At 62.0% G+C, this 21,303-nt stretch carries 17 protein-coding genes; 11 read left to right on the top strand and 6 right to left on the bottom strand.

Annotated features, from left to right (window positions below; genetic code table 11):
- Positions 1–194 precede the first annotated feature (194 nt).
- From AC1D1G_RS10885 to AC1D1G_RS10855, 7 genes are all read left to right on the top strand, one after another.
- Positions 195–749: a transposase gene (locus AC1D1G_RS10885; RefSeq protein ID WP_477952064.1), complete on the top strand. Its 555-nt coding sequence runs from the start codon at positions 195–197 to the stop codon at positions 747–749.
- Complete coding sequence (locus AC1D1G_RS10880) at positions 746–934, top strand: DUF6308 family protein (protein WP_477952063.1); 189 nt, start codon at positions 746–748, stop codon at positions 932–934. The genes AC1D1G_RS10885 and AC1D1G_RS10880 overlap by 4 nt, the downstream gene beginning before the upstream one ends.
- 91 nt (positions 935–1,025) lie before the next feature.
- Positions 1,026–2,477 (top strand): amidase, encoded by a 1,452-nt coding sequence (locus AC1D1G_RS10875; protein ID WP_477952062.1) that lies wholly within the window; start codon positions 1,026–1,028, stop codon positions 2,475–2,477.
- A 118-nt stretch (positions 2,478–2,595) separates the two neighbouring features.
- Positions 2,596–2,772, top strand: coding sequence for a hypothetical protein (locus AC1D1G_RS10870; protein WP_477952061.1), 177 nt, complete (start codon positions 2,596–2,598; stop codon positions 2,770–2,772).
- Between the two features lie 1,361 nt (positions 2,773–4,133).
- Positions 4,134–4,547, top strand: coding sequence for an HAD family hydrolase (locus AC1D1G_RS10865; protein ID WP_477952060.1), 414 nt, complete (start codon positions 4,134–4,136; stop codon positions 4,545–4,547).
- Positions 4,548–4,597: 50 nt separating this feature from the next.
- A complete protein-coding gene (locus AC1D1G_RS10860; RefSeq protein ID WP_477952059.1) occupies positions 4,598–5,152 on the top strand; it encodes a hypothetical protein in 555 nt (184 codons plus the stop codon).
- Between the two features lie 575 nt (positions 5,153–5,727).
- The gene (locus tag AC1D1G_RS10855) at positions 5,728–6,153 is read left to right on the top strand and encodes a hypothetical protein (RefSeq protein ID WP_477952058.1); all 426 of its coding nucleotides are present in this window, start codon (positions 5,728–5,730) and stop codon (positions 6,151–6,153) included.
- Here the strand turns inward: AC1D1G_RS10855 and AC1D1G_RS10850 are convergent.
- The 3 genes from AC1D1G_RS10850 to AC1D1G_RS10840 form a co-directional block, all read right to left on the bottom strand.
- Complete coding sequence (locus AC1D1G_RS10850; RefSeq protein WP_477952056.1) at positions 6,150–7,457, bottom strand: NAD(P)/FAD-dependent oxidoreductase; 1,308 nt, start codon at positions 7,455–7,457, stop codon at positions 6,150–6,152. The two genes, AC1D1G_RS10855 and AC1D1G_RS10850, sit on opposite strands and share 4 nt — an antisense overlap.
- Positions 7,458–8,374: 917 nt before the next feature.
- The gene (locus tag AC1D1G_RS10845; RefSeq protein ID WP_477952055.1) at positions 8,375–9,718 is read right to left on the bottom strand and encodes an MFS transporter; all 1,344 of its coding nucleotides are present in this window, start codon (positions 9,716–9,718) and stop codon (positions 8,375–8,377) included.
- 690 nt (positions 9,719–10,408) lie between these two features.
- On the bottom strand, positions 10,409–10,801 hold the full coding sequence (locus tag AC1D1G_RS10840) for a hypothetical protein (RefSeq protein ID WP_477952054.1): 393 nt from the start codon (positions 10,799–10,801) through the stop codon (positions 10,409–10,411).
- Positions 10,802–10,819: 18 nt separating this feature from the next.
- On the opposite strand from AC1D1G_RS10840, the gene AC1D1G_RS10835 reads away from it, so the two are divergent.
- Positions 10,820–11,356, top strand: coding sequence for a PucR family transcriptional regulator (locus AC1D1G_RS10835; protein WP_477952052.1), 537 nt, complete (start codon positions 10,820–10,822; stop codon positions 11,354–11,356).
- 386 nt (positions 11,357–11,742) lie between these two features.
- On the opposite strand, the gene AC1D1G_RS10830 is transcribed toward AC1D1G_RS10835, so the two are convergent.
- From AC1D1G_RS10830 to AC1D1G_RS10820, 3 genes are all read right to left on the bottom strand, one after another.
- Positions 11,743–12,981 carry a PucR family transcriptional regulator gene (locus tag AC1D1G_RS10830; protein WP_477952051.1) on the bottom strand — a complete coding sequence of 413 codons (1,239 nt, stop codon included), beginning with the start codon at positions 12,979–12,981 and terminating at the stop codon, positions 11,743–11,745.
- A 657-nt stretch (positions 12,982–13,638) separates the two neighbouring features.
- Positions 13,639–14,481: an alpha/beta hydrolase gene (locus tag AC1D1G_RS10825; protein WP_477952050.1), complete on the bottom strand. Its 843-nt coding sequence runs from the start codon at positions 14,479–14,481 to the stop codon at positions 13,639–13,641.
- Positions 14,478–15,626 carry a metal-dependent hydrolase family protein gene (locus AC1D1G_RS10820; RefSeq protein WP_477952049.1) on the bottom strand — a complete coding sequence of 383 codons (1,149 nt, stop codon included), beginning with the start codon at positions 15,624–15,626 and terminating at the stop codon, positions 14,478–14,480. Before AC1D1G_RS10820 ends, AC1D1G_RS10825 begins: the two co-directional genes overlap by 4 nt.
- A 1,858-nt stretch (positions 15,627–17,484) precedes the next feature.
- Here AC1D1G_RS10820 and AC1D1G_RS10815 point away from each other — a divergent pair.
- From AC1D1G_RS10815 to AC1D1G_RS10805, 3 genes are read left to right on the top strand one after another with little or no spacing between them, the layout of a single operon-like run.
- On the top strand, positions 17,485–19,035 hold the full coding sequence (locus AC1D1G_RS10815; RefSeq protein ID WP_477952048.1) for a sodium:solute symporter family protein: 1,551 nt from the start codon (positions 17,485–17,487) through the stop codon (positions 19,033–19,035).
- A gap of 41 nt (positions 19,036–19,076) precedes the next feature.
- Entirely contained in the window at positions 19,077–19,964 is an 888-nt protein-coding gene (locus tag AC1D1G_RS10810) for an alpha/beta fold hydrolase (protein WP_477952047.1), read from the top strand.
- The gene (locus tag AC1D1G_RS10805; RefSeq protein WP_477952046.1) at positions 19,961–21,250 is read left to right on the top strand and encodes a YlbE family protein; all 1,290 of its coding nucleotides are present in this window, start codon (positions 19,961–19,963) and stop codon (positions 21,248–21,250) included. The genes AC1D1G_RS10810 and AC1D1G_RS10805 overlap by 4 nt, the downstream gene beginning before the upstream one ends.
- Positions 21,251–21,303 lie beyond the last annotated feature (53 nt).

The following is a 21,303-nucleotide window of genomic DNA, read 5'->3' as shown; positions in this document are numbered from 1 at the left end:
CTGTGCGATTTCGGCCCCGAAGCGGATCGGTGTCTCATGATGGGGTGTGGGTTCTCGTAAGCAGCGTCGCAAGCCGAAGCCGTATCCGTCCGATCTGACCGACGCACAGTGGAAGTTGGTCGCACCGATGGTTCCGGAGTCGGGGGTGACCCACCTGATCCACGACGCACTGCGGGCGCGGGTGCGCGATCGCGGTGGTCGGGATCCGATGGCTTCGGCGGGGATGGTTGACGCCCAGGCGATCAGGGTGCCGGCACCGTCGGCACGGATACGCGCGGTTGGGATGGCGCGAACGAGTCAATGGGCGCAAGAGGCACTTGGTGCCCGACACGCTCGGTCTACTCGTGGTGGTGTTGGTGACGGCGGGGAGTGTGCAGGACCGTGACGGCGGGCGTCGGGTGCTGGCGCGGGCGAAGACCGTGATTCCGTCGATGGTCGTGGTGTGGGCCGACGGCGGCTACGCCGGGAAGCTGGTCGCCTGGGTCGACACGCCTGCCGCATCGCACTGCCGCATCGCACTGGATATCGTTCGGAAACCCAAAGCGCAGCGTGGGTTTGCTGTCCTGCCGCACCGCTGGGTGATCGAACGGGCGCGGCGGCTGGCGCGCTGTCGCCGCCTCGACCACGACTATGAGCGCCTGCCCGCCCACTCGGAGGCGTTCATCAAGTGGGCCACGATCGGGCTCATGACACGACGACTCGCACCGACATCGGGACGCCGCCCATGGCAATCGAACCGCGCATCGTGACCATTTCCAAACACTCACTGAACCCAGTCCGGGAGGCCCTGCGCGACGGCGACGGCGCGTTGCACCGCCGGTTGCTGCCGTTCCAGGTGGAGGCTGGCCTCCCCGAGGCGATCTCGGCGCTGCGGGTGTTCGATGTGATCGCGTGGATGGACGGGGTAGAGCCGCAGCCTCGGGGAGTGCTCTGAACTGGGAAGATGGCACGTTCCGGGGTGACACTTCCCGGTTGTGCGAAGCGGCATTTTATGTCCTCTGCGGCGGGCCGATAGCGTCGGTTTCATGGAGTGCAATTTTCGGTCGGCCGAGGAGATGGCGGCTGCCTTGCGTGTGGGTGCGGTGACTTCGGTGGAGTTGACCGAGGAGGCGATCGCTCGTATCGAGCGCGATGACAGGGTGATCAACGCGATTTGTGTGCCGGACTTCGACGGTGCGCGGGCCGCTGCACGCGGTGCTGATCAGGCGCGCGCCCGGGGCGAGGACCGGCCGTTGCTGGGTATTCCGGTGACGGTGAAGGAGTCCTACAACATTGCCGGGCTGCCCACGACCTGGGGTATGCCGCAGTTCAAGGAGCATATGCCGGCCGAGGACGCGGTTCAGGTGTCGCGGTTGAAGGCGGCCGGGGCGGTGCTGCTCGGTAAGACCAATGTGCCGTTGATGCTGCGGGATATTCAGAGCTTCAACGAGATCTACGGCACCACCAACAATCCGTGGGATCACGGCCGGACGTCGGGTGGGTCGTCCGGCGGTTCGGCGGCGGCGCTGGCGGCCGGATTCGGTGCGCTGTCCATCGGCTCCGACCTCGCCGGTTCGCTGCGCACCCCGGCGCATTTCTGCGGTGTCTACGCGCACAAGCCGTCTCTCGGGCTGGCGCCGACCCGCGGCATGGTCGCACCGCCCGCGCCGGCTTTGCCGATCGACCTCGACCTCGCCGTCGTCGGCCCGATGGCGCGCACCGCCCGCGACCTCGCGCTGCTGCTCGAGGTGATGGCCGGACCGGACCCGCTGACCCACGGCGTCGCCTACCATGTGGCACTGCCGCCCGCGCGCCACGAGCGGCTGTCGGACTTCCGTGTCCTGATCCTCGAGGACCATCCGCTCATTGCGACCGGATCGGCGGTGCGGGCGGGCGTGAACCGGGTCGCGGGCGCCCTCGTCGACGGGGGCGCCCGCGTCGAACGGCGCAGTTCGCTGCTGCCCGATCCGGTCGAAGCGGCGACGCTCTACATGCTGCTGATGCTCTCGAACGCCGCCGCAGGTCTTCCCGTCGACGTCTACGAGCAGCTGCAGACCCACGCCGCCGCCCTGAACGTGGACGACCGGAGTCTGGATGCGGCGCGGCTGCGCGGCATGGTGCTCAGCCACCGCGACTGGGTCGAGGCGAACCACCGTCGCGAACTCCACCGCCACCGCTGGCGGCGGCTCTTCGCCGAGTTCGATGCTGTGGTGTGCCCCATCACGCCGACTCCCGCCTTCCCGCACGACCACAACGGAGGTCTGGAGAATCGGCACATCGACATCGACGGCGTCGAGTATCCGTACTTCGACCAGCTCGTCTGGGCCGGTGTGGCCACCATGCCGGGTCTGCCTGCCACCGCCATACCCGCGGGCCGGTCCCCCGAGGGGCTGCCGGTGGGAGTGCAGCTCGTCGGTCCGATGTTCGAGGACCGCACCCCGCTACGGTTGGCCGAACTGCTCGCGCAGAAGATTGGCGGCTTCCAGGCACCGGACTAGGGTGCACGACCGGGTGTTGTGTCGAGGACGCGGTGCGGATGACGAAGGACCAGCCGGTCGCACGGAGCACGGTCGATGACGTCGACCGGTAACCAGCACGATCGATGGCGGGAAGGCCGTGACGATCCTGCGGCTTCCGGACGGTTGGCCCGATGAGTCGGTCGTCGTCGGCGCTGTCGGGGTCACGCAGCGGCCGATGATTGGCCGGATCGGGCAGGTGGACGGCGTGGTGTCCGTCGATCCCGATATGGTCCCGGATGAACGCCGGGCGGCATCGGCGTCGAGCACTGGATAGTGCCTGGGCACGGAGGTGGTTCAATGCCATTGTGGCCACCGCGAGCATCCCCCGGCGTGGGCGAAAAGTGTCCAGGGGCAGAAGATCCCGCAAGCGAGGACGCGAACTGTCCGAGGTGACTTGACTACGCGCCGTGATCTGCTGGTGGGTCGGCGACGATGCGGAGCCCGTGGCTGTGGTCAACCAGGGTCGGGCGTTTCGCAGCCGCTGTGGATTCACTCGCATCGGCATTCTCACCGGTGTGTGCTTCCACGCAGATTTGCTTCTCCCAGTATGCATCCGATCGTGCCCGCGGCATCCACGGAATGCTCATGCGATGTCCTCTCGGTGTAGGACGAGAGGAGATCGCTCCACCAGTCACGTATTTCGCGCGGGTGGTGGCCTCTGTTGCCACTGGCCGTGCCTCATCGGTGTCTTTCCTTTGTACGCCTCGGAGGTGAGGTCTGTCGCCCCCAGTGGACCAGGTCGGTGACCTGTGCGGCTTGGATACCGGACGAGTGGGGGCATCGCTCCGGGGCGCCCGGACGCACGTCCATTGCTTTAACGGGATATGCGGGGTAGACCTGAGGTACGGATCCACGGTAGACCAAGGTCGAACCGGAAGAGAAGATTCCACCTCTCGGTCGTGGCATCCGGCACGAGTTGTAGGCACCCACGCAAAAAGCACAGCCCACTAACTGGGCTCAGCGCGGTGGGCCTGCGTCAGGACGAGGGGGTTCTCTGACGCCGAGGCCACATTTGACCCCGCGCAACCATGCAGCTTGGTAACCAGATGTTCGTGCTCGCGGGCGGCTCCCCTTCATCCGGGGCGCCGCCCGACGTATGTCTGTGGCACCTCCCCGCCCCCGCGCCGCCGTGCAGGTCAGGGTCCTGGCTGTTGCGTCGACGCAACAGCGGCCGCCATGCTATGGATGCCCGAGGCAGTAGCCGAGGGAGGTGGTTCGTGTAGGAGGTCTCCGGGGCGTAAGCACCCCCCAGTAGGCAGCCCCACCCAGCGGTTTCCAGCCTTGCGCGCCCACCCGCATACGATGAACGCCCCTCGCTGCTGAGGGTGGCGAGCTGGTGGTGCGTTGAACACGGTTGTTGCGCTCTCTAGTGACCACGGGGTGGGACTGGCAGAATCCGCGGCGGTGGGCGTGGCGCCGGGACCTCTACGGGCCACGTGGCTAGGGTCGGGCAGGTGAGCGGCAGCGAGCGGGTGGTGATGTTCGACATCGACGGCGGCCTGGCGGACCTGTCGGCATTCACCCACCCTCCTGACCGGCGACTCGGACGGGAGCCGCCGACAGGCGTGGCAGCGGTTCTTCGACCATGTCGGGCAGGCGGCGGTCATCGAACCGGGCCTGGATCTGGTGGAGGCGGTGGCCGGTCTGGGGTTGGTGGTGGTGTATTCCACGACCCGGCCCGTCTCCTGCGCGGATCAGACCCGGATGTGGCTCGGGCATAACGGGTTTCCGTCCGGACGGGCGCTGTTGTGCCGCTCTCGTGGTGATGTCCGACCGGCGGTCGAGGTCAAGGCCGGCCACTGTCGGGCTGTGGGGAAGTGGTTGTCGGCGTTCGTCGACGACGACCCGGAAGCCGTGGCCGCCCTGCGCTCCGGCGGGGTGCGGGCGCATTCGTTCGACGAGTTGTCGGGCCTGCGAGTACGTGAGCTCAAGACGGTGCTGGTCGCGGGGAGGCCCGCCGCGAAGAGCGGCAATGGGGCGAACCGGCGACGGCGTCAACGCAATACACCGCATCATCGACGAAGACGGGTGGCACAGGGATCACGCTGATCTGGTGCTCCGGTGATCGGTGTCGCGGCGACTCCTTAGACTTTTGGCTCATGCTGACTGCCTGGGGCGATGAGAGTGGAGCGCAGCCCGACCGCGATCCCGACACGTACCTGATCGCGGCAGCGTTGTGCGACGAGGACGATGTCCCGGACGTCCGCAAAACAATGGAATCTCTTCGCCTGGCCACGGAGAAAAAGGTCCATTGGCACGGCAGCAGCGCCGACCGCCGGCACGACCTCATCGAGGCCGTCGCAGCCCTCCCGCTGGCAGGCCTCGTCGTCATTCACACCGAAGCCGCCGTCTCCGACCGGCGCCACCGCAGAAAATGCCTGGAATACCTGCTCCCCAACCTGGCCGAGATGCCCTGCAGTCACATCGCACTCGAATCCCGCAGTCACCTGGACGCCAGCGACCTCGACATCCTGCAGAAGTTTCGGGCACAGAAGGTCATCACCTCATCGCTGCGGGTGAATCATGCAGTCGGCATGGTTGAGCCGGCGCTCTGGGTCGCGGACATCGTGTGTGGCGCGGTGGTCCAATCCCGGGTCGGGAATCCCACCTACCTGGCGAAACTCTCAGGTGCGGTCGACCTGCGACAGATTTGACCCGGAAACGACGCGAGCCACAGGCCTCGTCGTCCGGCGAGTAATCCTGTGGCTCACTTCCAGCCCCACCTCGATGGGGTGGCTTCACCATGGAATATACCAATCACGTCGCATTTGTTCCAAAGAAGGTGTTATTCACCTGCTCACCGGCACGGACGCCCAGTCGAGTGCTAGTGGGCGAATGTGAGAAGCCGCGTCCTCGAGGGATCCACCGATGTGGCTACAGTCGATGGTCGGTCGCTGCCATGACGCGGTGGCTGGGACGTCCGGGGGAGGGTAGTCCTTTCGCGTCTGCTGCGGATCGGACCTCCCTGCCGGTGACCTCGGATCGCCCCACTCAGCCCGTCCGACGGTGCCTTCCTGAGTTGACATTCGATAGGAGCGTCAAGCCGATCACCCCCCCGAGAGGGCGGGATTGCACTGTGAGCGACCGAACCGCAGCAGACCTCGAGTGTGAACTCGCCATGCTCGCCTGCGTACGTGACCGCCTCCGCACATCAGAGGGCAGTGATGCTCGCATCCCGACCACCGCCGTCGACCAGGTTCGATGAGCTCAACAGTCTCGAACGATCACCGTGGGACCCGGCCTGATTTCGCCCGTTTTGAGTGCGGCGCGTCGCAGACTCCGGCGACATAACTCCGTCGGCGCTGTCGGTGTCGACGTCTATCGTCACCACATGAACAGCCCAATGCCGCCGAAGCCTTACGGCTCGGCCGCTGACCTCCCGAGCTTCATCGAACTCGAACAGCAACTCACAGAATTCAAAGCACTCGGGTCGCTAGTGCGGACAAACAGGGATGTCGACGACCAGATCGCAGCAACCGAGAAGCAGCGCCGCCGGCTGATCTCGATCGTCGATACGTTCTACGAACTCCTCGGCCGCCGCAACTGGGTCTTCACCGATGACCTCAGCATCGATGCGGTCGAGACCATCATCGATACCCCCTTGAATCAGTACGAACAGGAACATTCCCCTCGCCCAAGGCTCTGCGGCGCCTAACCCAAGACAGTTCCGGTCGACTCAGTGTTGAATTCTCGGCGACGGGAGAAAGATCCCAGATTGATCTTCAAACCCGTGTGTGGGCCCGTATAGACAACTGGATTGGCATCATGGTCGCGCCCCGCCTCGACCTCCTCGATCAGGGTCGCCAGGAATCGGCCGGCAACAGGTGCGTTCTTGAACTGATTCCCACTTGTGCCAATCGCGACGTAGAAGCCCGGTCGATCGGTTTTGTCGTAGATGGGGGTCCAGTCCGAAGCGGCGTCATACACGCCAGCGATTCCTTTGGGCTGGGATGGCACTGACAAGTGGGGAAGCCGCCGGGCAGCCCGCAAGACCTGTGCTTGGAAACGGGCAGCAGTGCGGTTCGGGTTGGCACTGTCGGGGTCATCGATCCATTCCAGTGGGTCGCATTCAGGTTCGGTGCCGCCGATCAAGAAACCTCCGCCCTGCTCCGGTCGCATGTAGGTTCCTAGGTCGAGATCGGCGATCATCGGGCCGAGTCGGACATCCTGGTTGTAGCCCGTAGGCGCCGTGACGTGATGTACCTCCTGTCGCAGGGGGCGTACGGTGACCGTGAAGTCCGCGCCCACCCCTGCCATTGCGTTGAGGGCGCCTGACCATGGGCCAGCGGCGTTGACAACTATCGGGGCTTCGAGAGTGTTGCCGTTATCTAATTGAAGAATCCAGCGGTCAGAGGCCTGTTGTTCGATACGAGTCACTCTCGTACGGAATGAATAGACGGCTCCTTTTGCGACCGCGGCAGCACCGAGGTTGGTGGCGGCGAGCTGGGGATCGTCGACAAAGCCGGCCTCGGGGGTATAGACCGCTCCAAGTGAGGTATCTGTGTCAGCGTAGAAAGACTCCGAATCAACGGGTTTCGGTGGGTAGTAGGACCCGACATCGATTCCTGGAATCTGATTGGCCAATGTATTCGAGTCCCACAGCTCGTACTTCACGCCGATCTTGTCGAAGAGGCGAACCATGCGTTCACGTGGGGCGACGTCCACATCGAGGAATGCCATGCCGCACTCATGGAAGCGGGCCAGATCCGCAGAGCCCAAACCGCCTAGGTGCTCGGACCAGCTCCTCCAGCAGTGCGCCGCTTCCCAGGCTGCGGCCATCCCGTCGAAGGTCGAGTAATTGAATCGGATGACCGCGCTCGAGGCGCTGGTAGATCCGAAGCCCGAGCCACCTTCCTTATCAATCACCAACACTCGGTAGCCGCGGGCAGCAAGTTCGTAAGCGATGGAGTTGCCAATCACCCCGGCTCCCACAACTATCGCATCGGTTGCTTTGGGCATCGTTCCTCCAGATAATTTGTCACGTTGCTGACACGAAAGGGGTTAGGGCACAGTAGATCTCTGGACCTGCCCTGATGGCGACATCGACGACATGATCCTGCAGTCCGAGTGCATCGACGAGGCTGACCCGCGCGGTTGTCACCCTGGCGATAGTCCTACGCGAAGCAAGTCTCTACACAACACAAGCTTCGCTGAGGCCGGCGGGCAAAGCTATCTACATTTGTGAACACTTCGGCTACATGCAACGCAGGGTTTGTAGCGCGGCAGATGTCCTTCGCGCTTGTGTACAGAGGTGTTCGGTGCGCGGTCACCCACCGGTGCTAGTTCGCCAGGCGGCCTACTCGTATTGTGCGCTCACCGCCGTGGCTAACCATCTCGCATCGGCTCGTGCAACAGCGATATTCGTTAGGAATCGTTGGATCGATACGGCGGCGCGACGGGGTGCGAACTGGGTGACGCACGCAATCGCAGCATGAATGATGAGCATTGGCATTTGAAAGATCTCCAAGGTCCGCATTGGCCGAGACGCGGCATCGGTCAATTCTGAACGGAGGATGTGATAGCCGTGTTCCTGAAGCAGCAAGACTGTCAGACGACCTCTAACACAGCGTATTTGGTTGACCGCAACTACTAAGGGTGGAGTAGCCGCGGACATGACACCCCTGGGATGATGGCGATGCCGCTGCTCCTCGGTGAGATTCTCCGAGGAGCAGCGGCACCGCCAGTGCGCGTCGAGTACCCGTCTACCTCACGATTCACTGTGTCGAGCGGTGACGCCCACAGGCTCTCTGCGACAAGCAGGAGCGGTAGCGAGCCCCAGTATCAGGACACCATCGGGGGAGGCCGTTGATAGTGTAGTGATCCCTGGGCGCAGACCCTTGATGGTCAAGCGTTCAAGTCCGCCACGCACTGCACGTTCACGGCTGTGTGAGACCCGTCCGCAGATCCGCGCCCTTCGTCTCGGGGATGCCGCGGAAGATGAAGGGGCAGGCGATCAGAGCGATTGCGGTTCCGTAAAACGCCGGTGCAAGGATACTGCCGGTGCTATCGACCAGTGCCTGACTGACCAGTGGAGCCGTGCCAGCGAAGACCGCGTACGCGAGGTTGTACGGGACGGCAGTCCCGACGTACCGCAGTTGCCCGGGGAGGAGTTCCAAGATCGAGAGCAATCCGGTAGTCAGCATACTTGCGCCCAGCATAAGAATGACCAGCGCGGCACCGATCACAAGGAGATTGCCTGTGCCGATGAGGAGGTAGCACGGAATGAGGGCGAACGCTGTACCCGCCGCTCCGAGACGGACAAAGGGGCGGCGCCCCACCTTCTCGACAATTCCGCTCAAGGCAATAGCCACGGGAAACGGGATGACCATCGCGATCGTGGTCAACACCAGCGCGGTGTTGGTCGAGATCCCCGCGGACACTACCAGATAAGTGGGCATGTAGCCGAGCATCATGTGGTTGAGTACCCCAAGGCACGCAAAGTACACGAACAGTGTCACCAAATTGCGGTGCTGCTGAGTCAGCAGTTCCCGCAGTGGGAATCGTCGCGTGGTCTCCTGGTTCTGCGCAGCGATAGCCTTGAACACCGGTGTCTCCTCGACTCCGAGGCGCAGAAGCAACCCTACAATGGCGAGTGCGCCGGCGATGAGGAATGGCCATCGCCATCCGCCACCATCGAACGCTTCAGCGCCCATCGACCGGTACGCCAGAATGGTCACGGTGGCGCCGACGAGCCCGAGTGACGTCGACCCGCCCAAAATTGCAAGGTAGAGGGGTCGTCGTCCGGGCGGGGCATGCTCGACGGCAAAGGTTGCAGCGCCGGTGAATTCGCCGCCGGCGGAGAACCCTTGGATCAGCCGACACGCAAACAGGAGCGCTGGAGCAGCGGCCCCAATTGTTGCGTAGCTTGGCAGCAGTCCGATCGCGGCGGTAGCCAGACCCATCAGTCCGATTGCCAAGGACAGGGAACCGCGGCGGCCAAGACGATCGCCCATGATTCCGAAGAACAGCGCTCCGGCAGGTCGAGCGATGAACGCGCTTCCGTAGACGGCGAAGACGGCTAGCAGCGCAGACGTGCCAGAGTCCGGCGGAAAGAAGACAGCAGCAAGAGTCACAGCCGTGAAGCCATAGAGCGTGAAATCGAACCATTCGACAAAGTTGCCAGCCGACGCGGCGAACAGTGCTCGTCGCCGAGTGCGTGTCTGTTGGCGCGATTCCGACACCCGGACGTGTTCGACCGAGTCTTCCACATTGCTCGACATCGGAGCCCTTTCGATTGGACGGGGAGATGGAGTAGTTCACACGCGACGGAGACCTGCTGCTCGACTCGAAAGGCGGTACCAGCCAACGGAAGCGATGAGACTTACGGAAAGACTGAAAGGTCGACAGCCGGTCAAACTAGTCGCAAGCCGAGACGTGACTTCGGGGCGGTGACGGACCTCCACCGAGAGCGTCGCACACCTGACGCTGACATCCGGTCAGTCGGCGGAGTGCTTGCCACTCCATATCGCGGCCCTGCATCGCCCCCCAATACTAGCCTGGGGTCGTGACCTGCATCATGGCCAATTGTTCAACCTTGCAGCCTGCGAATTGCACAATTGTCGAGTTGCGGCGTGGTTCGGGTACCGTGCCCGCAATGTCGTCCGAACTGTAGCGGCTTGTTGACAACGTCGGCCGTCGACTCGGTCGATCGGTTGCCATCGTTGACCCGAAGATCAACCTTCTCGCGTACAACTCGCGTCGTGACGAGGTCGATGCGGCACGAACCAGTTCCATACTCCGGCGGGCAGTCGACCGCGAGGTCGTGGACTTCGTCTACTCTTGCGGCGTCGCAGATGCGTATGATCCCTTCGAAGCCCGTCGAAGTCCCGTCGAATGCTGTACTGGGCATGACATCTCGCAGACTAGTGATGCCTATCAGGATCCACGGTGTGCTGCTCGGGTTTGTCTGGCTACTCCTGAGCGAAGGGCCGGTCGACGAGGTGCAAGCAGAGGTGCTGCGACATACGGTCGCGTCTGTCGCGGCGCTCCTGCACGAACACCTGATGGGAGAACTCACTCGAAACCGAGAATGGATTTGCTGCTTGTCGTGCTCTCGACAGATCGTGAACTGGCCCGCGATCTGTTGGCTGACGATCCCACGTTTCCGCGAGCACGCGGCGAAAACACTGCTTGACGAGGAGCTTTTCGTTTCCGGTCCTGTGGCGGGGGTCGTGATCGGTCTTCGACGGTCTGACAACCAAGCCCTCGGCGATACTGGTCGCCTGGCCCTCGCTCTCGGAATGAACTGCCGTCAAAACCGTCTGGTTGCCCGCCATGCTATTTAAGCGGATCGACCCGACCACAGCCTGCTTCTCACGTCGATGGTGAGCCCCACGACACGACGCGACCTTCCGACGCTGATTTCCTGTGCACAGGAAAGACTGCTCACCGAATGCGAACGGTCGATCGACGAATGCTGGGCCGGCATCGGTGAACCTCGTCAATCCTTAGCAGATATCCCTCTGTCCTATGTCGAGGCGCAGCGAGCGGCAGACATCGCCCGTATGGTCAAGGCCCTGGGATCAGTTGTGTACCAATGCGATCTCGGTGCTTACGGGCTTCTCGCCGAGCTTTCGCCGGACCGCCTACGACGCAGCCTGCATCGCGGCCTTGCATCGCTCCTCGAGTACGCGGATGGCAAGATCGACTCTCTTGTGTCGACGTTGGAAGCATTTCTCGACCATGCAGGTGACGTTAAGCGCACTGCGGAACAGTTGCATCTTCATCGCGGATCGATGTACTACCGTCTGCGCCGGATTCAAGAGATTACAGGTACCGACCTCGGGGACGGAAATGACCGACTGGGAGTGCATCTGGGCCTCAAAGGCGCACGCCTGCTGGACCTTCGGAAAGCGTAGGCACGCTAGCCACGGGACGAATGTAATATCACGCAGGGTCGGGCCATCCGGTGCGATTCGGATCGGAAGGACGTCGAGGACGAGCATCTCGGTCGGGATCCAGTCGCCGATATCGAGCGTCCGCCGCAGCTCCCGTCGGAAGTGCCGCGCTGAGGTCTTTCAGCGGCGCCGTAGGTTAGGAGTTGATCGCCCCTCGCAAGTGCGAGCCGATGATTCCTCCCGGGCACGGATACCATGAGACGGCGCCGATGCGGCGGTGAACGCATCGTCCGATGGAGACGCCGCCTGACGAGGTCGCTTGCCGAACGAATCGCCCGACGAGGTCGTTCGTCGAATCCGAGGTGCAGTGCAGACTCTTGCCTTCTTTGCGTCGATCCTCTGCATCACTAGAGCGGCCAGCTGCTGGTTGACATGTCATTGGCCGCCGCCAGCGCTCTCATCTTCAGTCCCAGATGCAGTGTGAGGCGGTCGTCGCCGTTGTCGAGACTGCAGTCCGTGATCTGCTCAATGCGTTTGAGTCGTTGGTAGAGCGTCGCTCGATGGATACACAGCAGGTCCGCGGTGCGTCGAATATCGCATGCGTTGTCGAAGAACGCATTGAGGGTGGTTACGAGAACCTGCTGCCTGTCCGCGGCTTCGAGCGTCTCGAGGGGTGATGCCTTTGCAGCGCGCGCTATTTCGTCGCTCGATAGTCGCAGAAGGATGTCGTAAGGGCCTAGGCGTCCCCATCTCGCTACGTCGCCCAGCGAGGGGACCAGCAGCGCAGCGCGAACTGCGACGAAAGCCTGTCGATAGGCGCGGAATACCTGACCAAGTTCGTTCACAGTGTCGCTGACACCAAGTACGAATCGACTGTCATATCCACTCAGCTGCCGGAAGCGGGAAGTCATACGCTGAGTGATGGAATCTAGTTGCTGTTGGGTGAATGTTCCTGTGAGGGCAAGTAACAACCAGGCTCGGGATCTATCCGCAACCATCAGGCCGGCGCCGTCCGGAAGAGTGTGTAACCCTTCCTGCACCGCCACTTCTACTGCTATGTCGTCCGATGTTTCGACCGAGTGCGCGATTCCTCGCTGCGCTGCGATGACCTGATAGTGCGTCGCCTGCTCAACGACCAACTGCTCAGCGAGGACATCCTCGACTGCCTGCCTCCTGACTTCTTCGGCTGAGGTGACGAGGTTGCGTAGGATTGCTTCGCGATGGACATTCGAACGTTCACGACGCAACAGGCGTTCATAGAGGACTACGCCCGCGCGCGAGGCGGTATCCTCCGCCATCTCGACATCGGACTCGGTAAGAGGATTCTCATCGTTGTCAATAAGCCAGAGGAAGCCGAGTAGCAGACTCTTGCATCGTACGGGTACACAAAGCCGCTTCTCGCACCCAGGCACATCAGGGTGGGCTCGGCCCGGCTTGATCCACGTGCCGATGCCGAGAGCGAGGAGTGGGCGAGTGACTTCGTCGGGTACTGCTCGGTTCAGAATGGAGGTGACCCGCAAGGAGTCTTCGTCGCCAAAGTGTCGACTGGCGGCGAGGAGGCGGATCGAGGGATCATCAATGGCCACAGAACGGTGGAGCCGCCCGGCTAGGTCGTCAACGAGCGGCTGCAGGTCGTCGGTGGGCATGTGCACTCTCCTCGTAACTCTCGACAGGCACTCCTGCATATTAGTGCAGCGGCGTTCAGTTCTCCCCTGCTGACTTTCGCTGCACCCGCGGCGCCCCTGCGATCGTGGGGAGGACGTGGTCGATGCGTGTGAACGGCTCGCGGGGAGAGAGCGGCGAAGAGTCGGTAGATCTCGTTGTCCGACGGTGGAGGAATCGGCTGCGGCGACTGGCAGCCGGTCCCGTCCTTCCGCTTGTTTTACGCGTTCGATGGCTCGGGTGGTGCGGCGAGAAGGCCAGGGCGATAGTCGCGCCTTGGCCATTCTCGCGGCCTGAAAGCACTCCCCACTCGCCCAGAGGAGCCGCCGCGACGCACACCTGCTCGCGGCGCGGAAACGCTTCGCAGGGCCAGCTCACCGAAACCCTAGCTCGCGCACCTTCCCCCTCGGCGGGAACGTAGTTCACGACCCCCGCACCTCAATGCCGTCTCACGCGGACCAGCAGCTTGTTGTACCCGAGCCGACAGGCATGCCTGCGGTGTGGAAGGCGACGGCGGATCCAGTCAGTCGCAGCCCTACCCGGAACCACACGCTGCCAAATCACGAACTTCCGCCGGATACGCACATCCAACTCCGCGCGGCAAGGCGACAATCACCGGACATGACATTCCTTCAAATAGCTCAGGAACGAGCCTGTACCCCGGTGGCGTGCGTCTCATCGAGCATCGAGTTCGAAAGAAAGTCAGAACGGCCGTTGGTTCGCAACTCTTCCAGTGCCCTCAGGACATTGCGAGCGATGCCGCGATACACGGGGACGTCACCCAGGAGTTCGACCCTGTTCAGGGTGACGTGGAGGCGAGGAGTGCCCGAGTCGCCGTCGCCGCGTTCCGGGAGAGTACGGATCAGGTCGAACACCTGACTGTCGACACTGCTGATCCCAGGAGTGCCGGCGCCAACCGTTGCGAATGGTGTCCCACCACGAAGCCACGCATACAGAGCGAAAAGGCCTCCATACGAGTACCCGAAAAGACCGTGACCGGTATCGCTGACACGAAGGCGCGATTGCAACTGAGGGTGAAGCTCCTTTGCAAGAAAGTCGAGGAACGCGTCCGCATTGCAGTCCGAGAGTTGCTCGAGATACGCATCTATGTCCTCTTGACTCATCGTCCCTGTTTCGCGAGCCGACTCCAATGCAGCGACGACGTCATCGCCGACCGGTTCCCCGGACGGTACGAGGTCACGGTTGCGAAGCCGCGACCAGTCCGACGCCTCATCGCTGGCATAGCCGACGCTGACCTGGATATAGGGCGCAATGCTCAGATACGGATCCCTTTGCGTGACGATGAGCGGCGCCGTGTAACCCACGGTCCAGTTCCCGTCCAACACGTAGATCAGGGGCATCGCTTCAGTGGATTCTGCGTAGCCGGGAGGTGTGGTAACCCAAACACCGAAGCGGTGTCCCGACCGGGACGTCACTTCGAGGTACTCGGTGTCAGCCAGACAACCATGCAACATCGTGCTCATCGAATGTCCTTTACTATCACGCCGCTCTTGACCACGAGAACGGCCATCTCTGGATTTGCGAAGACGCTGGCATCTTCGAGGGGGTCGCTCTGCCAAACGACGAGATCGGCTCGCATTCCAACACGCACCATTCCCACGGTTTCGCCCACGCCGAGGATGTTCGCGTTGACGCTCGTCGCAGACACCAATGCCTGCATCGGTGATTCCAACTCTGATCGCACTCGCAGTTCTTCGCCCCTTCGTTGCTGATTCGGACCGATGAGGTCAGAACCAAGGCCGATCCTGACGCCGGTTGAGCGAGCGATCTCGAGGGCGGACGCCATCCGCTCCCGGACCCCAGTCGCCCGCTCCACAGTCGAGGGGTTCACATCCGTCACCCCATCGCTCAAGAGCTGATCGATAACGGAGAAGGTGGGGACCAAGGCTACGTCATGCTTGTGCATTAGAGCCGCGGTCGGCTCGTCAATGTCGGTGCCATGTTCGATGCACCGCACTCCAGCCCGCACCGCGTTGCGGATGCCTTCCTTGCCGTGCGCATGTACTGTGACGTAGGTGCCACGCGCTGCGGCTTCCTGCACGGCCACCGCGATCTCCTCGACGGTGAACTGTGTGTCGGAGAGGCGGTCGTGCCCCCCGACGACACCACCCGTCACGCACAACTTGACGAAGGTGGCACCCCTGCGGAACGTCTCGCGGACGTTCCTTCGAAGCTCGTCGGCGTTGCCCGACATCAGCGACAACGCGCACAGTCCAGGAATGTGGTGCTCGGTCCACAACGCCGTCGGCTCCCAATCGGCGCCGTAGTAGCCGTGCCCGCCGATCTGACATTGGACAGGGCCGCAGGAGAGCACATGCGGACCTCTCATCTTGCCTTTCGCGAGGACGTCGACGACACCACGGTCGATGCCGCCGGTGTCGCGAACCGTCGTGAAGCCAGCGTCGAGCGTGAAGCCCGCCGACGTGAAGATGTCGGCAGCAATCTCGGCGGCCGACAGCTCGAATCCGAACTGCGCTCTAATGGGGCTGGACAGACCCAAGTGAACGTGAGCATCGATCAGTCCGGGTGTGAGAAGCCTGCCGTCCAGGTCCACCGTCGCCGCGCCCGCTGGCGCACTGCCGACAGCTGTGATGATTCCGTCCGTCACACAGACGTCCACAACCGATGGCTCCGTACCAGAACCGTCCGCGACCCTACCGCCCGCGTACCATGTGTCCGTCACATAACCTCCCGGTCTTTCGCCTCGACGGAACTCACCTGCGAGGCGCCCACGATGATGCATTTCCTGTATTCGTCTACGTTGCGGTAAATGCAGGGTTAATTGAGAACTATTGCGCAGCAATCGATATCCCCCAAAGCAACAGGGTGAATTATCTTTACGCCATACAATTTGGGCCGATTAATACTCAAGGATCGAGCTACAGCAGCAATGAGCATCGTTGCCAACTCGAAAGAAGCCGGCGGCACTGCTCATCTGCCGAATCCATCGAGCTCGGGTGCGTCAGGAGTCTGCAGCGCTATCGGCGCCGTAGGACGCGCCTACGACCACGGCCGCAACAACAGCGGGTTCGGTACCCCGGTTAACCCACCGGTGAACATTGCCCACCTGTACAACGACGTCCCCAGTATGTAGCTCTTTCACGAGCGAATCGCTTAGTTCCAGCGTGATCGGGCAAGTCAGGACAGCTACCAGATCTATCGTCTCGGAAATGTGCATGCCGGCGGTGCCGGGCTCTACAGTGTTAAGGAGACCGCTGAAGGTCTCCTCAAGCTCCTTCAGCTGACTGTCAGTCGGATTGTCATGAGGGGCCGCAGACTGTCCGGGCTGCAGGGTGAGGAGTACGAACCGCCACCCATCTGTCGGCGGAAAGTGACTCTTCCAGGAAGGTTGGGAGCCATCCCGTGGCAGAAATCGGTCGTCAGCGCCCCAGATGTAGTGCATCGCAACGCCGGGCAACGCATCGGCTGATCGAGCGGTGATGGTGGAATCCTCGGCAATAAAGGGGTTTCCGTGATCGTCCGTAGCCGTAACGACTCTGCGTAGCATTTTTCTCCCTTGGGTTGTTGAAGATCGAGGATTGGATCTGTAAACGGTTAGTCTCCTGAACAGGGGGAGGATCCCGCACGTCGGGCTGCTTGATACAGCATGGCGCCTCCCTATCGGGACGGGCAGTGGTCGCATGTTGCGACTTCAGCAGGCGACCATCGACAAATGTCGCGTCCTCGGTCAAACTCTACGATCCGGAATCGAACTGCATCGTCGAACCTGCCAACGACTACCCCCCAAGACCTCGGTGCTGCCCGGTCGCAGGTTCACCATCCCCAGCAACGTCAGCCACCAGCTCTCCCAGTGGTTGCCAAGCGCCAGCAGCCGGGCGGTGCGACACCGCCCGTTCTCGCTACGGGAAGACACCGCCGCGCAGGTGCGGTTGCCGCGGGACTACTGTGGACGTGTCGTATGACCACGACCATCGGCGGCGAAATCAGCTCCCGCCCCATAGCCAGGTTGGCACGAGAAGCAGTGCGCGCAGCAGCCGAGTCGTTTGCATCCCGCCCCAGCTCGGGCATCGACAGTTGCTGTCGCCCGGGACGGCGGTGCCGGGTTGGAGTGGGTCAGGCCGGATAGCGACGGGAAATGCGGTGGCGGCATCCGGAGGATACGTCAACTGACCGATGGTCAGAGGTATGCGATTGTTCATACGCTCTTCACCTAGCTACATGTCAACCGGTCGCCATGACAACGGCCGCTGAGACGAAGAGGTAGAAGTGAAACGCAACGACATGTTCCGGCGGTCCTTACCTGCGAACAGCGTGTTCATCGCGCTGTTCGCGTTGGTAAACGCGATCGCACTGTTGCCACCTGTATACATCGCACTTTCGCACCAGCACGGCTTGGTGGTCGGGGTACCGATTTCGGTCTGGTACCTGGTCCTCGTGTCCGCAGCTGCGATCGTAGCGGTCACCGGTCTCTGGGTCACCGAGTGTCGACAGGGAGCAGTGGACTGATGATCATCACTTTTGGCGCCTTAGGTGTCTTCTTCGTCCTCATCGTTGGTGTCCTTCACATCTCCAAGAACCGCCAAAGCGTCGCGACGTTCAGCAACTACGCCGTTGGCGAGCGCTCGTTTTCCAGCTGGTTCGTGTCGATGGCGTACACGAATTCGTGGTGGCCCGGTTCGACTTTCACTGCGGTTTTCGGTCTGACCGTTGCCAGCGGCGTAATCGGGTTGTACTTTCTCGTCTACTCCGTCCTTGGTGTTCTCGCGATGTACTTCATCGCCCGACCAGTATGGAAGTGGGGTAAGAAGTTCGACTTGCGGACCCAGGCAGATCTACTGGATCTGCGGTACAACAGCCGCGGTCTGAAGCTGATCGGAAGCGCTATCAGCGTCGTCGCACTTGTACCCTGGCTCGTTCTCGGGCTCATTGCAATGGGAGCAGTAATCCAGTGGGCATCGCTGGGTAAACTCTCTGACGCCGACTCCATTCTGATCGGGATTGCAGTATTAGTCGTGCGTCAGTTCTGGACCGTCCAGATGGGCATGAGGGGACTTATCGTCACCGATATGGTCCAGGGTATTGTCGCCTACATCGGATCAGCCACCTTGTGCCTGGGTCTATTGTTCTTCTACTTCGGTGGCATCTCGAACATGAGCCAGCTTACCGAGGCCCAACTGAGCCTGCCTGGCTTCGGATCCGAGGAAGGCGGACTCTACTACTTCGGCATCGTGGCTGCCGGCATCATTGGAAGCCTCTGTTGGCCAATGATATTCACTCGAATCTATACCGCTTCCAGCGTCCGTGAGGTGAAGAAGGGTTCGCTGCAAACAATGGCAATCGGCTTCGTTTTCTGTGTTCTGCTCATGTTTGTCGCGCTGTGCGCGGCGCCGCTTCCTTTCGCCGCCGCAAATCCAGTATCGTCGTTCTTCGCGATCGCGCAGGACGCCGGTGGTACCTGGTTGTTGGCTGTCGCCCTTGTCATAGTTTTCGCAGCGGGGATGGGCTTCGTCGACGGCGTCACTCAAGCGATCGGCACACAAGTTGCAAACGACATCGTCGCTGTAGTTCACCCACTGCGGGACAAGCAAGAGCTGTACCTCGCGAAGGCTGCGATGGCAGTTACCGCGATCATCGCCGCGATCGTCGCCTACCGCATCTACGATTCACCCAACTTGGCCGGCGTCACGCAGTTGGCATATCAAGCCATCATCCAACTAGCCGTACCGATCTTCGGTGGACTCATGTGGCGTAAAGGCAACAGAGACGGCGCCATCGCCGGACTGCTCGTCGGTGCGGTAATCGCCCTGGCGCTGACGGTTCCATACATGGACCAAGGCGGGGCGGTGCCGTGGCTCGCCGGACTGGGGTCTGGCCTGGTCGGTCTCGTAGCCAATCTTGTCGTCTTCGTTGTGGTCAGCCTACTTCGAGCCAGCGACCGGACAGAGTTGGAACGAGTTGATCAGCTCTTCCAGTCGGCCCGAGAGCTATCTCAGAGCCCCGACCAGACGGTGACCGCGCCGAGTCCCAGCCAGGCAATGCCCGTGCCTTTGTCCTGACCCACTCTCGAAAGTTTTCCACAAAGAAGAGGATTGAGTTCATGAGTCCGTTCGACCAAACCATCACCATCCCCCATCTCGGCGGCTCGGTCATAGGGGCCACCTTCGGGCGACCTTACAAGCCCGAATTGCCGACCCTGGTCATGATCAACTCGTACACCACCTCCGCAGAGTTATACCGCGCCCAGTTTGCGGATTCCGCGCTGAACGGCAGGGCCAACCTACTGGCGCTAGAGCCGTACGGTCATGGCCGAACTCGTTCGACGTTCCAGCACTTCACCTACTGGGACAGCGCAGTTGCGAACCTGCAGGCCCTCGCGGCACTCGACATTCCGAACGCATTCGTTTTGGGGACTTCGCAAGGGGGTTGGATTGCCACTCGTATGGGCTTGCTGGCACCCGACGTAGTCAAAGGTCTGATTCCGCTGGGTACCTCGCTGGACGTCGAGAGCCAACGCAGCCGAGACCGCGGGTGCTGGGATGGGCCGGGATTCTGCACCCCCTATATCGACGCCTTCGGCGAACCGGTCGGCGACGACTGGGTTGTTCCCGATGATTTCGTCGATGCTACCTTCGATGCTGCCTTGGGTGGCTTGAGCCCGGAAGACCGCGTGAGGTGGCTCGAGATATACCGCACGAACTACTCTGGCGACGCTGGCCGGCACCGCCTGCGGCTCTGCACGATCAACCTCCGTGATCGCGACGGACTGTACGGGCGGTTGGACGAGGTGACGCAGCCGGTCCTATGGCTCCACGGCACCGCAGACCAGGTCTACTCAGTGGCCAACGCCGAGGAAGAAATCAAACTGTTCACACGTGCTACCGAAGCACGTCTCGAGACGATCCCGAACGGGCATCACTTTCTGAGCGCGTCCAAGCCTGCTGAAGTCAATGCTGCGGTGATCGATTTCCTCGGCCGGTGGGCATGACCGACAAGCAGCTCAATCAACAGGTAGACACCATAAAAAACATGCTGTTGGACAGACGAATTCACGCAAATACCGCGGCTGTGAATGCGATGCTTCAAGCAGATCCCGTCCTGATCGATGTCGCCCCGGCCCTCGATGCGCTGCCCGGTATGACCCGCAGCACCATCCTCACCTCTGGAGCGCCGTTGCCCTGGTCTGCATACGAAGGAGGTCAGCGCAGAGCAATACTTGGAGCGGTACTCTTCGAAGGTCTCGCGAACTCGGTGGGGGAGGCCGACGCTCTTCTACATGCGGGAGACATCCTCGTCCGGCCGTGCCATGACTACGGGTGCGTAGGCTCAGTGACCGGGGTGACCTCGGCGTCGATGCCCGTCCTAGTTGTCGAGGATTCGACGTCGGGTTCGCGCGGACACTGCGTTCTCTACGAGGGAAGTGTCCGCGAACGCCTCACGTACGGGGTATGGAACGAGGCTGTACATCAACAATTGACCTGGGTCAAGGACGTGCTCGGCCCAGCCCTTTCAGCAGCACTGCGACATTCCGGCGGCCTACGCACCAGTCCCATCATTCGGCGTGCCCTTGGCATGGGCGACGACCTACACAGCCGTAACACAGCGGCGACAGCGGTTTTCTTTGAACAGATCTACGGATCTATTCTCGAGGCCAATGGCTTCACCGCAGCAACCCGCGACGTTCTGAACTTCCTCAGTCGGAACGACCTGTTCTTCCTCCACGTCGCCATGGCGACGGGTAAGAGCATCGCGACCACCGCCAGCAGTACACCGCAGAGCAGCATCGTCACTGCTATGGCATTGAGCGAGAAAGAGTTCGCAATTCGCACAGCAGGCACCGGCGAGCGATGGTTCCGCGCGCCCATTCCTCCTCTTCAGGCTAAATACTTCGACGGGATCACTGCTGAGGACACTGCGTTCATGGGCGGCGAGAGCCTGATTACTGAGACCGTGGGGCTCGGCGGTCTTTCGGCAGCGGCTGCGTTTTCACTCCAGGATTACAGCGGCGGATCAGYTCAGCATATGGTCGAAACGACGGAGGCCATGTACGGGATAACTCAGGCTGAGCACCCCCAGTGGAAGATTCCGTATCTAGGTTTTCGCGGCGTCCCGTTCGGAATCGACGCGGCGCGTGTCGTTTCCACCGCGGTCACTCCACGTATCCATATGGGCGCCGCCCTACGCGAAGGCGGACACGCAGGCGCTGGTTTACTCATCGCCCCTCTCGAACCCTTCCGCGATGCCGTCGCGGCCCTCACTGCGACGGCGACATGACGGAAGTTCCCCGTTCGCTTACCCCGAAACCCCTGCCCGACGGCTACTTCGGG

This window comes from Rhodococcus sp. P3_B8 (genome assembly GCF_056402775.1).
The sequence above is the reverse complement of the archived record's forward strand: the minus strand, read 5'-3'. Positions and strand labels throughout refer to the sequence as shown.

Bases quoted from the DNA above. Each gene is read 5' to 3' on its own strand.
- AC1D1G_RS10875 (WP_477952062.1), top strand. From the start codon at position 1,026: ATGGAGTGCAATTTTCGGTCGGCCGAGGAGATGGCGGCTGCCTTGCGT.
- AC1D1G_RS10860 (WP_477952059.1), top strand. From the start codon at position 4,598: ATGCTGACTGCCTGGGGCGATGAGAGTGGAGCGCAGCCCGACCGCGAT.
- AC1D1G_RS10850 (WP_477952056.1), bottom strand. From the start codon at position 7,457: ATGCCCAAAGCAACCGATGCGATAGTTGTGGGAGCCGGGGTGATTGGC.
- AC1D1G_RS10845 (WP_477952055.1), bottom strand. From the start codon at position 9,718: ATGTCGAGCAATGTGGAAGACTCGGTCGAACACGTCCGGGTGTCGGAA.
- AC1D1G_RS10835 (WP_477952052.1), top strand. From the start codon at position 10,820: ATGGTGAGCCCCACGACACGACGCGACCTTCCGACGCTGATTTCCTGT.
- AC1D1G_RS10830 (WP_477952051.1), bottom strand. From the start codon at position 12,981: ATGCCCACCGACGACCTGCAGCCGCTCGTTGACGACCTAGCCGGGCGG.
- AC1D1G_RS10825 (WP_477952050.1), bottom strand. From the start codon at position 14,481: ATGAGCACGATGTTGCATGGTTGTCTGGCTGACACCGAGTACCTCGAA.
- AC1D1G_RS10815 (WP_477952048.1), top strand. From the start codon at position 17,485: ATGATCATCACTTTTGGCGCCTTAGGTGTCTTCTTCGTCCTCATCGTT.
- AC1D1G_RS10810 (WP_477952047.1), top strand. From the start codon at position 19,077: ATGAGTCCGTTCGACCAAACCATCACCATCCCCCATCTCGGCGGCTCG.